Raw genomic sequence first — 14241 nt, 5'->3', positions numbered from 1 at the left:
TCAGCCGGTCGGGGCGACCGTCCCGCCCGGGGTGGCGGTCGGCGGCGCCGCCCCGCCGTCCGGGTCCCCACCGTCCCGGCCCCCGCCGTCCGAGGCCCCGCCGGAGGGCGTGCCGCTCGGCGCGGGCGGGACGGACGCGGCCCCGGAGGGCGAGCCCGAGGCCGCCCCGGACGGCCCGGCCGAACCGCTCGGCGTCGCCGAGGGGGTGGAGGAGGACCGGCCGGAGGGGAGGTCGGACGGCCCGGTGGACGGGGTGTCCGCGGGGGTCGGCAGCTGCTGCCGGTCACCGGACGGCCGCGAGGGGTTGAACGAGGTGCCGGCGCCGTCCTGCCCGGTGGTGATGTCGTGCAGCGGCTTCCCGGCCGCGAGTTCCACCGCGACGACCGGCACCATGGCGAGCACGAACACCAGCGCGGAGACCGCCGTGTACGACTTCCAGGTCCAGCGGCGTTTCGCGCGCAGCACCCGGGGGGCGTTCCAGTCCCGGCTGATTCCGCCCGGCGGCGCGGGTGCCGGATGCGCGGCGGGGGCGGATTCGGTACCCCGTTCCACCGCGTTGCGCAGTTGTTCCCCGGTGCGTTTGAACAGGTGCTGGAAGAGCGCGCTTCCGACGGTCGCCCCCACCGAGACGACGGCCGCACCGAGTATCGTTCCGTACACTCCGAGTTCCGAGGCGAGTACCGCGCCGACCACCGCGGCCAGGGCGCTCGCGGCCACCTGAGCGGTCGTCAGGTCGAGTCGTCTGCGCTCCGCCTTCTCCTCCGCCCCGGCCGGTCCGTGCGCGAACTGCTGGCTCTGCTGCGGCATCCCTGTTCCTCGGTCGGCGTGTCGGAATTTTGAACAAGTCTCTCCATCTTGCCCAAAGAAGGACACAAGGGTCGAAAATCCGGTTCTCCCCGGTCGATATATGTGAAGATGATCACCGTCCGTTGATCGCCGGTGGGTCAATGGGGTGGCCGCTCTTGAGATTCCGGTGATTCGCGGGAGACTTGAGCGGCGAGCCGCCCCTTCGGATGCCACGAATGGAGTACTGTTCGTGGAGCCTGAGCCTTCGGACCCGCTGTCTACGACCCGTCAGACGACGGACCGGGCGCCCGGGTGCGATGTCGACCGTCGACGTGGCAAACAGGCAACCGTGCCACAGCGGCGCGCCCGGGCGAAAGCCCGACACGCCGGGTAACTCTGCAAGGTTGTGGCCACTCGCCAGCGGGCAGGCCACACTCAGTACGGGAGCAGCGACGCAGGTGACGTCGGCAGGCACCACCCGGGAGGTAACCGTGCCCGAACTGCGCGTCGTGGCCGTCAGCAACGACGGCACACGGCTGGTGCTCAAGGCTGCCGACAGCACGGAGTACACCCTGCCGATCGACGAGCGGCTGCGCGCCGCCGTCCGGGGTGACCGCCCGCGGCTCGGCCAGATCGAGATCGAGGTGGAGAGCCACCTCCGCCCCCGTGACATCCAGGCGCGGATACGAGCCGGTGCCTCCGCCGAGGAGGTCGCCCAGGCCGCCGGCATCTCGGTGGAGCGCGTCCGCCGCTTCGAGGGCCCGGTGCTCGCCGAGCGCGCCTTCATGGCCGAGCGGGCCCGCAAGACGGCGATCCGCCGGCACGGCGAGTCCACCGGCCCGCAGCTCGGCGAGGCCGTCGCCGAGCGCCTCGCGCTGCGCGGCGCCGAGAAGGACACCGAGCGCTGGGACTCCTGGCGCCGCGACGACGGCACCTGGGAGGTCGTCCTCTGGTACCGCGCCGAGGGCGAGCACCGGCGCGCCGCCTGGTCCTACGACCCGCCCCGGCGGCTGGTCCAGCCCAACGACGACGAGGCCCGCGCGCTGATCGGCGAGAACGTCGAGCGCGAGGAGGACTCGGTCTTCCCGTTCATCCCGCGGATCGCCCGGCTCCCCCAGGACCGCCCGGCCCGCCCGATGATCGAGCGGCCCTCCGCCGACCGCATCATGCAGGTCCGCGAGGCCCGCGAGGCGGCGGCCTCCGCCGCCACCGCGGCCGTGCCCGAACGGGACTCGCTGACCAGCCTGCTGGACGTGGTGCCCTCCTACCGCGGCGACCTCACCCCGGTCGGCCCGAGCGTGGAGACCGCGGTCACCGAGGAGCCCGAGGAGATCGAGGAGACGGCGGCCCCCGCCGCCAGCGTCGGCGCGGGCTCCGCGTACGCGGACATCCTGATGCCGCGCTCCGTCGCCCCGCACCGGGACCGCCTGGTCGGCACCACCGACCGCCAGGCCGAGGCCGACGGCGTCCGCCCCGGGCGCCGGGCGACGGTGCCGAGCTGGGACGAGATCGTCTTCGGCTCGCGCCGCAAGAAGCCCGAGTAACCGAACGGCGCGTCCGCAGGGGCCCGGGCTGTGCGCCCGGGCCCCTGGCGTACCCCGCCCGTTCGAGGGCGCGTCTTCCCGCTCAGACCTCGACGGGGCTGTCCGGGTTCGCGGACCACTCGCTCCACGAGCCCGGGTAGAGGGCGGCGCCGTCATGCCCGGCCAGGGTGAGGGCGAGCAGCTGGTGGGCGGCGGTGACGCCGGAGCCGCAGTAGACGGCGGTGCGGGCGGGGTCGGTGAGGTGCAGCGCGGCGAAGCGGGCCGCCAGCGCGGCCGGCGGGAGGAAGCGGCCGTCGGGGGCGAGGTTCTCGCTGGTGGGCGCGGAGGTGGCGCCGGGGATGTGGCCGGCCCGGGGGTCGACGGGTTCGGTCTCGCCGCGGTAGCGCTCGCCGGCCCGGGCGTCGAGGAGCAGTCCGGTGCGGGCGAGTTCGGCCGCGCCGGCCGCGTCGACGGTGGGCAGGTGGCCGGGGTCGACCTTGAAGTCGCCGTCGCCGGGGGGCGGGGTGTCGGTGGTGAGCGGGTGGCCGGCCGCGGTCCAGGCGGTGAGGCCGCCGTCGAGGACCCGGACGTCGGGGTGGCCGGCCCAGCGCAGCAGCCACCAGGCGCGGGCGGCGGAGAGCGCGGGCCCGGCGTCGTAGGCGACGACCGGGCGGTCGGCGGTGACGCCGGCCCGGCGCAGCGCGGTGGCGAGGCGGTCGGGGTCGGGCAGCGGGTGGCGGCCGGCCGGGCCGGGCGGGTCGGCGAGTTCGCGGTCGAGGTCGACGTAGTGCGCGCCGGGCAGGTGGCCCGCGGCGTACTCCTCGGCTCCGGGCGGGCCGCCGAGCGCCCAGCGGATGTCGAGCAGGACGGGCGGCCGGTCCGAGCCGAGCGCGGCGGCGAGTTCGGCGACGGTGATCAGGGGCGAGGTCATGCCGTCATTGTGGCGCGCGGGCGCGGTGCGCGGGGCGGCCCCGGCGATCGCGTCACCCGGGGAAACGACCCGACGGCGAGGTGGCCCGGCGGGGAGGCGGCGAGACGGCCCGGCGGGGTGGTCAGCCCTCGAAGGGGAGGACGTCCGGGGAGAGGACGGCCGCGCGGGCGGTGGCGGCGGTGAGGCGGCGGCGGTGGTGGCGGCGGCAGAGCACCTCGTAGCCGATCTCGTCCTCGTTGACGGCGACGTCCCCGACCACCACCTGGGCCCCCTCGACCACCATGACGCCGCCGACGGTGCGGGCGTTGTGGGTGGCGCGGGCGCCGCACCAGCACAGGGCCTCGACCTGGAGGACCTCGACCCGGTCGGCGAGTTCGATCAGGCGCTGGGAGCCGGGGAAGAGCTTGGTGCGGAAGTCGGTGGTGATCCCGAAGGTGAACACGTCGATGCCCAACTCGTCCACGATGCGTGCGAGTTGGTCGATCTGTCCGGCGGAGAAGAACTGCGCCTCGTCGCAGATCAGGTAGTCGACCTTGCCGCCCGCCGAGAGCAGGTGGACGACGTACGCCTGGAAGTCGAAGAGGTCGCCGACCTCGACGGCGTCGGCGCGCAGGCCGAGGCGGCTGGAGATGGTGGCGGCGCCGGCCCGGTCGTGGCGGGTGAAGATGATGCCCTGACGGCCGCGGGCGGCGTGGTTGTGGTCCATCTGGAGGGCCAGCGTGGACTTGCCGCAGTCCATCGTGCCCGAGAAGAACACCAATTCAGCCATGGCGGAGCGTCAGCCTTTCGGACAGGGAGGTCAGCGGGACTCAGCTTCGGACTTCGAGCAGCGGGACGAGCTGCTCGACGGGGGTCATCGAGCCGTGCAGGCCGACCATCTGGGACTCGCCGGGTTCGCTGCGGGTGGCGATGACGGCGATGTCGTCGCGGGCGGCGGCGACCACGTCGCCGATCCGGGGCAGCACCCGCTCGTCCACCGAGGGGCCGAACCAGCCCGCGGCGACGGCCTGTTCCCGGGTGGCCACCCACATCTGCTCGCCGAGCACCTCGCTCCACACGGCGTGCACGTCGGCGGCGGCGCCGGGGTGGGCGTAGACGTGGCGGGCCCGGCCCTCGCCGCCGAGCAGGGCGACGCCGGCCGAGAGCTCCCAGTCCTCATCGAAGTCGATCCGGTCCTCGGGGGCGATGTCGATCATGCCGTGGTCGGCGGTGACGTACAGCGCGGAGCGCGGCGGGAGCTGCTCGGCGAGGCGGCGGGCGAGGCGGTCGACCGCGAACAGGGTGAGCCGCCACTCGTCGGAGGCGACGCCGTACCGGTGCCCGGCGGCGTCGAGTTCGCTGAGGTACGTGTAGACCAGGGCGCGGTCGTGCTCGGCCAGCCAGGCGGCGGCCCGGTCCATCCGCTCCTCGCCGGTGGTGCGGCCGAGGAAGGTGCCGCCGGAGAGCGCGACCTGGGTGAGCGGGGTGGTGGCGAACAGCGGGGAGGAGACCTGGGCGGTGGCCACCCCGGCCTGGTGCGCCCGCTCGAAGACGGTGGGGTGGGGCTGCCAGGCGTGCGGGTCGACCGGCGGGGTCCAGCGCAGCTGGTTCATCAGCCGCCCGCTGTCGGGGATCGCCACCGTGTACCCGGCCAGGCCGTGCTGCCCGGGCGGCAGGCCGGTGCCGACCGAGGCCAGCGAGGTGGCGGTGGTGGACGGGAACCCGGCGGTGATCGGGGTGCGCCCGGCGGTCAGCGAGTTGAGGAACGGCGCCCAATCGGGGTTGGCCCGGATCAGCTCCCAGCCGAGGCCGTCGACCAGGAACACGCAGACCCGGTCGGCCGGCTCCAGCGGCAGCACGGGCCGGTAGCCGGGCACGCCGAGGCCCGCCGCGAGCGTGGGCAGCAGGTCGGAGAGGGCGGCGCTGCCGTAGCGCGGGACGGGGGCGGCGGCCGGGTCGAGCAGGTCGTAGTGGTCCTCGTGGTGCATGCCAGGCTCAGCCGTTGGCCACGGTCGCCTCGGACAGCGCCCGGGCGAACACCAGCGCCTGGGCGACCGTCTCCGGCCCGTCCCCGGCCTCGCTGACCCGCAGCGACAGGTCGTCGGCGGTGGCGGAGCCGGTGTAGCCGTGGTCCGCCTCGCAGTTGGGGTCGGAGCAGCCGGCCGGTTCCAGGTCGAGGCGCTGGACGGCGCCCCAGCCGATGGTGAGGACGACCTCGCGCGGCGGGGTGCCGGGGGTGTACGTCTCGGGGTTGGCGACCATGCGGCTGACCACCACGGAGGTGATCCGGTCGAGGCGGACCGTCTCGGTGGAGGTGGTGGCGTACGGGACGGGGGTGGCCGCGTCGCCGTTCTGCTCGTCGGTGTGGCTGACCACGAAGCGGGACGCGGTGAGCACCAGCACGGTGACGTGCCGACGGACCTCGTTGGCGTCGAAGGTGGTCTCCTGGTGCACCAGGTACGAGGTGATCGGCTCGGGGCCCACCGCGGACTCCACCGCCTCGGAGACCAGCGCCGGGTAGTAGCCGCTGCGCTCGATCGCGGACCGCAGGTCCTGCGTGGTGGTACCGGTCTTCGCCATATCTCCATCCTGGCATGTCCCGCCACTGCGGCGGGTGGCACTGCGCCGGGTCGCCCGGCCTTCACCGCACCGGGGGCCGCCCGGTCCTGCCGAGCGGGCAACCACGCAAGGTTACAGCGTGCTCATGGCGCGCGGTCCCAGATCGGTGCGGACCGGCAGCGGGGCGATCCGGACCCGGGCGCCGAGCACGGTCAGGCCGTGCGGGGCGACCACCACGGGCTCCAGGTCGACCGAGGCGACCTCGGGCAGGTCGTCGACCAGGCGGGAGACCCGCAGCAGCACCTCCTCCAGCGCGTCGGTGTCGACGGCCTCGGCGCCGCGCCAGCCGAACAGCAGCGGGGCGGCCCGGACCTCGCGGATCAGCTCGGCCACGTCCCGGTCGGTGGCCGGGACCAGGCGGTGGGCGACGTCGCCGAGCAGCTCGGCGGGGGCGCCGGCCAGGCCGAAGGAGAGGATGGTGCCGACGGCGGGGTCGACGGAGGCGCCGATCACGGTGTCCACGCCGCGCGGGGCCAGCCGCTGCACCACCAGTTCGGCCTGCGCGGCGCCGCCCAGCAGGGCGTCCAGCTCGCGGTGGGCGCGGCGCAGCTCGGCCTCGCCGGTCAGGTCGAGCCGGACGCTGCCCAGGTCGGGGCGGTGGCGCAGGTGCTCGGCGGTGGCCTTGAGCGCGACGGGGTAGCCGAGCGCGGCGGCGGCCCGGACCGCGCCGGCCTCGTCGGGGGCGGGCAGCGTCGGGCTGACCGGGATGCCGTAGTGGCCGAGCAGTTCGGCGGCCTCGGCGTCGGGCAGGGTGACCCGGGCGCCGCCGGCCTGGAGCCGGGCGGCGACCGCCTCCCGGCCGGCCAGGGCGCGCTCGACCAGGGCGCGGGCGGCGTGCTCGTCGACGCCGTCCAGTTCGGGGACCCGGGCGGTCTCCTCGGCCTCGGCGCTGCGCCGGCGCCACTTCGCGTACCGGACGGCGTCGGCCAGGGCGTGCACGGCGCGCTCGGGGGCCGGGTAGGCGGGCACTCCCCCGGCGCGCAGCCGGGCGACCAGGGCGGGCAGCGCGAGGTGGGCGAGCAGCAGCGGCTTGCCGAGTTCCCGGCCGCGTTCGGCGGCGTCCAGCAGGGCCCGGGCGATCTCCGGGGCGTCCTCGACCAGCTCGGGGGCCGGGTCGGGGCCGTGCACGCCGATCGGCGGGATGGCGACGGCGATCACGGCGTCGGTGTGCGGGTCGGCGAGCGCGGTCTCCAGGGCGACCCGGAAGTTCTCGCCGCCGGCGCCGGTGGTCAGGTCGACGGGGGTGCGGGGGCGCAGTCCGGCGCTCAGGCAGGTGTCGTAGGTGAGCAGGCCGAGCGAGTCGGAGTTGCCGACCACGGCGACCTTGTTGCCCCGGGGCAGCGGCTGTCCGGCGAGCAGTTCGCCGGTGTCGAAGAGTTCGGTGATGGTGTCCACCCGGATCACCCCGGCCTGCTGGAACAGCGCGTCCACGGTGCTGTCGCGCAGCCGGGTGGCGGCGGGCTGGACGGCGTGGCCGGGCGGCAGGCTGCCGGTGTGCCGGGCGCCCTTGAGCACCACGACGGGCTTGCTGGCGGCGAGCCGGCGGGCGATCCGGGTGAACTTGCGCGGGTTGCCGAAGGACTCGAAGTAGAGCAGCACCACCTCGGTGGCGGCGTCCTCCTCCCAGTACTGGAGCAGGTCGTTGCCGGAGACGTCGGCGCGGTTGCCGACCGAGGCGAACGAGGAGATGCCGGTGCCGCGCCGGTGCGCGGCCTCCAGCAGGGCCACGCCGATCGCCCCGGACTGGCAGAACACGCCGAACGGCCCGCGCGCGGGCAGCGCGGGGGCCAGCGAGGCGTTCAGCCGGTGCTCGGGGTCGGTGTTGACCAGGCCGAACGCGTTCGGGCCGATCACCCGCATGCCGGCCGCCCGGGCCTGCCGGACCAGCGCGCGCTGCTTGTCCCGCCCGTCCGGCCCGGTCTCGGCGTACCCGGCGCTCACCACCACCAGGCCCTGCACGCCGTGCACCCCGCACTCCGCGGCCGCGGCCGGGACGGACTGCTCGGGCACCGCGAGCACCGCGAGGTCCACCGGCCCGGGAACGTCCAGCACCGAGCGGTACGTCGGCACGCCCTCCAGCTCGGTGCCCGGCTCGGCGCCCCGGTTCACCGCGTACACCGGGCCGTCGAAGCCCGCGCGGGCGGCGCGCAGCAGCGCCCGGCCGACCGACTGCGGGTTGCGCGAGACGCCGACCACGGCGATCGAGCGGGGGGTCAGCAGGCGCTGCACGGAGCGGGCCTCGGCGCGGTGCTCGCGGGCGCGCATCACGGCGAGCGAGGCGGCGGTCGGCTCCAGGTCGAACTCCAGGTGCACCACGCCGTCGGCGAAGCTGCGCCGCTGGGTGTACCCGGCGTCGGTGAAGACCTTCACCATCTTCCGGTTCTCCGGCAGCACCTCGGCGGTGAAGCGGCGGATGCCGCGCTCCTGCGCGACCGCCGCGATGTGCTCCAGCAGCGCGGAGGCGATGCCCCGGCCCTGGTGCGCGTCCTGGACCAGGAACGCGACCTCGGCGTCGGTGCCGGTGGTGGACGGCATCCCGTCCTTGTCGATCCGGTCGTAGCGGACGGTGGCGACGAACCTGTCCCGCACCACCAGCGCCAGGCCGACCCGGTTCACGTAGTCGTGCTGGGTGAAGCGACGGACGTCCTTGTCGGACAGGTGCGGGTACGGGGCGAAGAAGCGGAAGTACTTGGACTGGTCCGAGACCTGCTCGTAGAACTCCACCAGCCGGTCGGCGTCGTCCTCGGTGATCGGCCGGATCCGGGCCGTCCCGCCGTCGCGCAGGAGGACGTCCGCCTCCCAGTGCTGCGGGTACCCGTTGTCCGCCGGTGCGCGCTCGTGCTCCACGCCCGCCAGCGTAGTCGTCGGCGAGCCTGGTGGCGCCAGGCGTGCCGGGCGCGGCACGCTGGGCCGTGCCGTCCCGCGCCACCGGGCCCGCGGTGCACGGCCGTGCAACACTGGTCTAGACAACCCTGCACCACCCTGCACCACGTGAAAGGCACCTCTCATGGCTGAGCGCCGCGTCACCATCGGTTGGGCCGAGGGCCTGCACGCCCGTCCCGCCTCCGTCTTCGTCAAGGCCGTCACCTCCACCGGCGTCCCGATGACCATCGCCAAGGAGGGCGGCACCCCGGTCAACGCCGGCTCCATGCTCGGCCTCCTCGCCCTCGGCGCGAGCGGCGGCGACACCGTCGTCCTCGCGGCCGACGCGGAGGGCGCCGACGCGGCGCTCGACCGCGTCGCCAAGCTTGTCCAGGAGGGCCTGGACGAGCTGCCCGCCGCGTAGGTAACGGCGAGAGCCGACATCAGGGGCCCGGGGAACTGTCGGGCACACGGGTCGTGCAATCCAGGGGCCCGGGAACTGTCGGGCACACGGGTCGTGCAATCCAGGGGCCCGGGGAACGGCGGGCTCGGGGCTGCTGGCGGTTCACTGCCGGTGCGTGCGGTGGCTTCGGGTTCTGTTACGGCGGCCCGAAGCAGCACGGACGCATCGCTGGGCTCCGGCCGTCAGCAGCTCGGACTCGCCGTTCCCCGAGCCCCTGAATGCGCGCCCTCTTCAGCTGCCGACGAGCGCCCACCCCTCCGCCTCGCGGCGGGCCCCCGGCAGTAGGAGGGGGACGGCGAGGAGCAGGGCCGCGCCCGCGAAGTAGGGGGCCCGGGTGCCCCACTGGTGGGCGAGCAGCCCGGCGAGGGCGGCGCCCGTCGCGCCCGCGGCGCTGAAGACGAGTTGGTAGGCCATGGAGACCCGGCCCAGCAGGTGGGAGGGGATCTGGGCCTGGCGGAGGGTCACTCCGCCGATCGCCCAGGCGAAGTCGGCGACGCCGTAGCCCGCGACGGCGAGGGCGGCGACCGCGGGGGCGGGGGCGAGCGCCAGGAGGAGTGCGCAGGCGGCCGAGCCGAGGACGCCGGTGACCATGGTGGTGCGGGCGCCCCAGCGGTGCAGCAGCCGCGGGGTGAGGGCGCTGCCGAGCAGCCCGCCGACGGCGAACGCGGCGACCAGCAGGGCGAATCCGGTCGGGCCGAGGTGCTGGCTCCGGCGCGCGTAGAGGACCAGGACGGCGATCAGCCCGGAGGCGACCGCCCCGGTGAGGCCGCGGGCGAGGCAGAGCCGGAACAGGACGGGGCGGCCGCGCAGCCAGCGCAGCGCTTCGGCGACCTGGCGTCCCAGCGGGGCCCGGGCGGGGAGCGGCGCCGCTCCGCCGGGGCGGAATTCGCCGCGCAGCAGGAGCACCAGGGCGGCCGCGACGGCGAAGGAGAGGCTGTCGACGGCGAGCGGGAGGACCGCGGCCAGTCCGAACAGGACGGCGCCGAGCGGGGTGCCGAGCAGGGTGTCGGTGATCAGGGCGCCGGCCTGCAGGCGGGAGTTGGCCCGGGCGCGCCCGGCGGGCGGGACGAGGGTGGGGACCATGCCGGACCAGCCCGCGCCGTAGACGACGTCCCCGGCGCCCAGCAGCAGCGCGGCGAGCACCAGCCAGCCGATCCGGACGGCGTCCGCGGCCACCGCGACGGCCAGCGCGCCGACCACGAGGGTGCGGGCGACGTCCGACCAGAGGAGCATCCGGCGGCGGTCGACCCGGTCGGCCCAGACCCCGGCGGGGAGGGCGAGCAGCAGCGAGGGCAGCTGTCCGGCCAGCGCGACCAGGGCGATCAGCCGGGCGTCGTCGGTGAGGCGGACGGCGAGCAGCGGGAGGGCGACGAAGCGCATGCCGTCGCCGAGGCTGGATATGGTGACGGACGCCCAGAGGGTGGGAAAGCCGCGCGAGAACATGAACGAAAATATCGTTCACATTTTCCGGTCGCGTCAAGACGCCCGCCCGCCCGGCACCGTACGAGGAGAGTGAGCCCGGCGTGTCCCCCCTGGTCCGCGAGCCGCAGCAGCAGCGCAGCCGCGAGAAGTTCGCCCGCATCCTGTCCACCGCGGCCCGGCTGCTGGAGACCGTGCCGTTCGACCAGCTCAGCACCAAGCAGATCGCGGCCGAGGCCGGGATGTCCGTCGGGGCGCTGTACCGGTTCTTCCCGGACAAGGAGGCGGTGCTCGAAACGCTGGAGCACAACTGGCTGGAGGGCGACCTGCGGCTGCTGGCCGCCGCCACCGACCCGGCGGCGGTGGCGGCCTGCGCGACGTCCGAGCAGTTCATCGCCCGGGTGGTCGAGGCGTACGCGAGCCGGTTCCGGACGCTGCCCGGCTACCGGCACGTGTGGTTCCACGTGGTGAAGGTCCCCTCGCTGGCGAGCTTGGGGGACGAGGTGGACCGGCGGATCGCCGAGCGCGTGCACGAGGTGCTGGTGGACTCGTTCGGGCTGGCCGACACGGCCGAGACCCGCCGCCGGGCGCACCTGGCCGTGGTGCTGGCCACGCGGATGCTCGGCATGGCGTTCCTGGAGGACCCGCAGGGCGACCCGGAGATCCTGGCGGACACCCCGCTGATGCTGGACCGGTACCTCTTCGCACCGGCCCGCACCACCACCGCCTCCGACTGACCCGCGTCAGCCCTTCACGCAGATCACCTGCTTGAGGTGCGCGACGACCTCGACCAAGTCCCGCTGCTGGGCGATGACCTTCTCGATCGGCTTGTACGCGCCGGGGATCTCGTCGACCACCCCGGAGTCCTTGCGGCACTCGACGCCCGCCGTCTGCGCGACGAGGTCCGCGGTGCTGAACCGCTTCTTGGCCGCGGTGCGGCTCATCTTCCGGCCCGCGCCGTGCGAGGCCGAGTTGAACGAGGCGGCGTTCCCCAGGCCCTTCACGATGTACGAGCCGGTGCCCATCGAGCCCGGGATGATGCCGTACTCGCCGGAGCCGGCCCGGATCGCGCCCTTGCGGGTGACGAGCAGGTCGACGCCGTCGTAGCGCTCCTCGGCCACGTAGTTGTGGTGGCAGGAGATCATCGGCTCGAACACGGCCCGGGCCTTGGGCAGTTCGCGGCGGACCGCGTCCTGGAACAGGGCCATCATCAGCGCCCGGTTGTGCTTGGCGTACTCCTGCGCCCAGAACAGGTCGGAGCGGTAGGCGGCCATCTGCGGGGTGTCGGCGATGAAGACCGCGAGGTCGCGGTCGATCAGGCCCTGGTTGTGCGGCAGGGACTGGGCGATCGACATGTGGTGCTCGGCGAGCTCCTTGCCGATGTTGCGCGAACCGGAGTGCAGCATCAGCCAGACCGCGCCGTCGTCGTCCAGGCAGAGCTCGATGAAGTGGTTGCCGCCGCCGAGGGTGGCCATCTGCTGGACGGCCCGCTCGCGCCGCCAGCGCACCTCGGGGGCGATGTCGTCGAAGCGCTGCCAGAAGTCGTCCCAGCCGGCGGTGGACAGGCCGTGCAGCCTGCGCGGTTCGACCGGGTCGGCGTGCAGGCCGCGGCCGACCGGGATGGCCTGCTCGATCCGGTGGCGCAGGCGCGACAGGTCGTCGGGCAGGTCCTTCGCGGTGAGCGAGGACTTCACGGCCGTCATCCCGCAGCCGATGTCGACGCCGACCGCGGCCGGGCAGACCGCGCCCTTCATCGCGATGACGGAGCCGACCGTCGCGCCCTTGCCCAGGTGGACGTCCGGCATCACGGCGAGGCCGTGCAGCCAGGGCAGCGTGCTGATGTTGCGCAGCTGCTGCATGGCCTGGCCCTCGACGGTGGCCGGGTCGGTCCACATCCGGATCGGGACGCGGACGCCGGGTACCTCGGTGTACGACATGGGGGTGCGACCTCCTGGGTCGGGTGGGTCCGGGGTGCCGCACGGAGGGGCCCGGTGCGGCGGCGGGGAAGAACAGGGGGCGGCCCGGAACGGGCCGCGGGCAGCGGACGGCACTGCGCGGAGGAACCGCTCAGGCGGTTCGGTACGAACAGCGGAAGGGCAGTCTCGGGGAGCGTCGTCGTGGCTCGACCCGCATGGTGACCGCCTCCTTCCGCACTCGTGGTCCGCGCGCCTGCCGCCCGGCCGGGGATATCTACCCACGGGGCGGCGGCGGCGCGCAAGGCATTAAAACGCCGGGGGTCCGGCGGGGCTGACGCCCCGTCGGACCCCCGGCGGACGGACTCAGTTGGCGACGACCGTGACGTCCCCGATGCCGAGCGCCTTGACCGGCTCGGCGATCACCGAGGCGTCGCCGACCAGCACGGTGACCAGCCGGTCCGGCGGGAAGGCGGCGACCACGGCGCGGGTGGCGGCCGCGGTGTCCAACTCGGCCAGCCTCCGGTAGAAGTCGGCCTGGTAGGTGTCCGGCAGGTACTGCTCGACCTGGTCGGCCAGGGTCGCGGCGACCGAGCCGGCCGTCTCGTACTTGAGCGGGGCGACGCCGACCAGGAACTGGACGGCCTCCTCCCGCTCGGCGTCGGTCAGGCCGCCGTCGGCCAGCGCGCGCAGGATGGTCCAGGTGTCCTGGAGCGCGGGCGCGGTGGACCCGGTGTCCACCGAGCCGCTGATCGCCAGCAGCCCGCGGCCGGAGCCGTCGGCGGCCGAGCGCAGCGCCTGGGCGAACGCCCGCACGCCGTAGGTGTAGCCCTTCTCCTCGCGCAGCACCCGGTCCAGCCGGGAGGTGAGGGTGCCGCCGAGGCAGTAGGTGCCGAGCACCTGCGCGGCCCACGCGGGGTCGTGCCGGTCCGGGCCGATCCGGCCGATCAGCAGCTGGGTCTGGACCGAGCCGGGCCGGTCGACGATGACCACCCGCCCGGTGTCGTCGCCGACCACCGGGCCGTGCGCGGCCGGCTCCCGGGCCTCGGCGCTCCACCGGCCCAGGGTGGACTCCAGCAGCGCGGCCAGGTCGACGCCGGTCAGGTCGCCGACCACCACGGCGGTGGCGGTGGACGGGCGCAGGTGGGCGTCGTAGAACGCCTTGACCGCGTCCCGGTCGATCCGCTTGACCGAGTCGGCGGAGCCGGCCCGCGGCCGCGACAGCCGGTCGTGGGCCGGGAACAGCTCGGCGTACAGCGCCTTGGCGGCCCGCCGGGCCGGGTTGGCCTGCTCGTGGACGATCTCGTCGAGGCGGTTGGCGACCAGCCGCTCGATCTCGTCGGCGGGCAGCGCGGGGGCGCGCAGCGCGTCGCCGAGCAGGGTCAGGCCGCGCTCCAGGCGGGAGGCCGGGACCTCCAGCGAGACCCGGATCGCCGGGTGGTCGGCGTGGGTGTCCAGGGTGGCGCCGGCCCGCTCCAGCTCGCCCGCGAACTCCTCGGCGGTGAGCGTGTCGGTGCCCTCGGACAGCGCCCGGGACAGGATCGAGGCGACGCCGTCCAGGCCCTCCGGCTCGGCGGCCAGCGGCGCGTCCAGCACCATGTCGACGGCGACCAGCTGCTGGCCGGGGCGGTGGCAGTGCAGCACCGTCAGGCCGTTGGCCAGGGTGAGCCGTTCGGGCGCCGGGAACGCCCACGGGGTGGGGGTGCCGGGCTGCGGCTGCGGGTGGAACTCCATCGCGGGGGTGTG

General features: G+C 74.9%; 12 protein-coding genes. 3 read left to right on the top strand and 9 right to left on the bottom strand.

All coding sequences use genetic code 11. The annotated features are described in order from the left end of the window. A complete protein-coding gene (locus ACIP60_RS30690) occupies positions 1–807 on the bottom strand; it encodes a hypothetical protein (RefSeq protein ID WP_400690475.1) in 807 nt (268 codons plus the stop codon). Between the two features lie 437 nt (positions 808–1244). Between ACIP60_RS30690 and sepH the strand changes: the two genes are divergently transcribed. Continuing rightward, positions 1245–2330, top strand: coding sequence for a septation protein SepH (gene sepH / locus ACIP60_RS30685; RefSeq protein WP_100840356.1), 1086 nt, complete (start codon positions 1245–1247; stop codon positions 2328–2330). Between the two features lie 82 nt (positions 2331–2412). On the opposite strand, the gene ACIP60_RS30680 is transcribed toward sepH, so the two are convergent. The 5 genes from ACIP60_RS30680 to ACIP60_RS30660 all read right to left on the bottom strand — a co-directional run bounded on the left by ACIP60_RS30680 (position 2413) and on the right by ACIP60_RS30660 (position 8685). Continuing rightward, positions 2413–3240, bottom strand: coding sequence for a sulfurtransferase (locus tag ACIP60_RS30680; protein WP_400690471.1), 828 nt, complete (start codon positions 3238–3240; stop codon positions 2413–2415). Between the two features lie 121 nt (positions 3241–3361). Further along, positions 3362–4009 (bottom strand): thymidine kinase, encoded by a 648-nt coding sequence (locus ACIP60_RS30675; protein WP_400690468.1) that lies wholly within the window; start codon positions 4007–4009, stop codon positions 3362–3364. A gap of 40 nt (positions 4010–4049) precedes the next feature. After that, the gene (locus ACIP60_RS30670) at positions 4050–5207 is read right to left on the bottom strand and encodes an alkaline phosphatase family protein (RefSeq protein WP_400690465.1); all 1158 of its coding nucleotides are present in this window, start codon (positions 5205–5207) and stop codon (positions 4050–4052) included. 7 nt (positions 5208–5214) lie between these two features. After that, complete coding sequence (locus tag ACIP60_RS30665) at positions 5215–5799, bottom strand: DUF5998 family protein (protein ID WP_030458040.1); 585 nt, start codon at positions 5797–5799, stop codon at positions 5215–5217. A 111-nt stretch (positions 5800–5910) separates the two neighbouring features. Beyond that, positions 5911–8685: a GNAT family N-acetyltransferase gene (locus ACIP60_RS30660; RefSeq protein ID WP_400690462.1), complete on the bottom strand. Its 2775-nt coding sequence runs from the start codon at positions 8683–8685 to the stop codon at positions 5911–5913. Positions 8686–8845: 160 nt separating this feature from the next. On the opposite strand from ACIP60_RS30660, the gene ACIP60_RS30655 reads away from it, so the two are divergent. Continuing rightward, positions 8846–9124, top strand: coding sequence for an HPr family phosphocarrier protein (locus ACIP60_RS30655; protein WP_400690459.1), 279 nt, complete (start codon positions 8846–8848; stop codon positions 9122–9124). A gap of 270 nt (positions 9125–9394) precedes the next feature. On the opposite strand, the gene ACIP60_RS30650 is transcribed toward ACIP60_RS30655, so the two are convergent. Then, positions 9395–10606 carry an MFS transporter gene (locus ACIP60_RS30650; RefSeq protein ID WP_400690456.1) on the bottom strand — a complete coding sequence of 404 codons (1212 nt, stop codon included), beginning with the start codon at positions 10604–10606 and terminating at the stop codon, positions 9395–9397. 80 nt (positions 10607–10686) lie between these two features. Here ACIP60_RS30650 and ACIP60_RS30645 point away from each other — a divergent pair, with 80 nt between their 5' ends. Next, positions 10687–11319 (top strand): TetR/AcrR family transcriptional regulator, encoded by a 633-nt coding sequence (locus ACIP60_RS30645; protein WP_400690453.1) that lies wholly within the window; start codon positions 10687–10689, stop codon positions 11317–11319. A gap of 6 nt (positions 11320–11325) precedes the next feature. Here the strand turns inward: ACIP60_RS30645 and ACIP60_RS30640 are convergent, their stop codons facing one another. Together ACIP60_RS30640 and ACIP60_RS30635 are read right to left on the bottom strand one after the other, a co-directional pair. Beyond that, the gene (locus ACIP60_RS30640; protein WP_400690451.1) at positions 11326–12519 is read right to left on the bottom strand and encodes an RtcB family protein; all 1194 of its coding nucleotides are present in this window, start codon (positions 12517–12519) and stop codon (positions 11326–11328) included. A 342-nt stretch (positions 12520–12861) separates the two neighbouring features. Continuing rightward, complete coding sequence (locus tag ACIP60_RS30635) at positions 12862–14229, bottom strand: M16 family metallopeptidase (RefSeq protein WP_400690522.1); 1368 nt, start codon at positions 14227–14229, stop codon at positions 12862–12864. Positions 14230–14241 lie beyond the last annotated feature (12 nt).

Source organism: Kitasatospora sp. NPDC088783 (assembly GCF_044750705.1).
Lineage (GTDB): Bacteria > Actinomycetota > Actinomycetes > Streptomycetales > Streptomycetaceae > Kitasatospora > Kitasatospora fiedleri.
The sequence above is the reverse complement of the archived record's forward strand: the minus strand, read 5'-3'. Positions and strand labels throughout refer to the sequence as shown.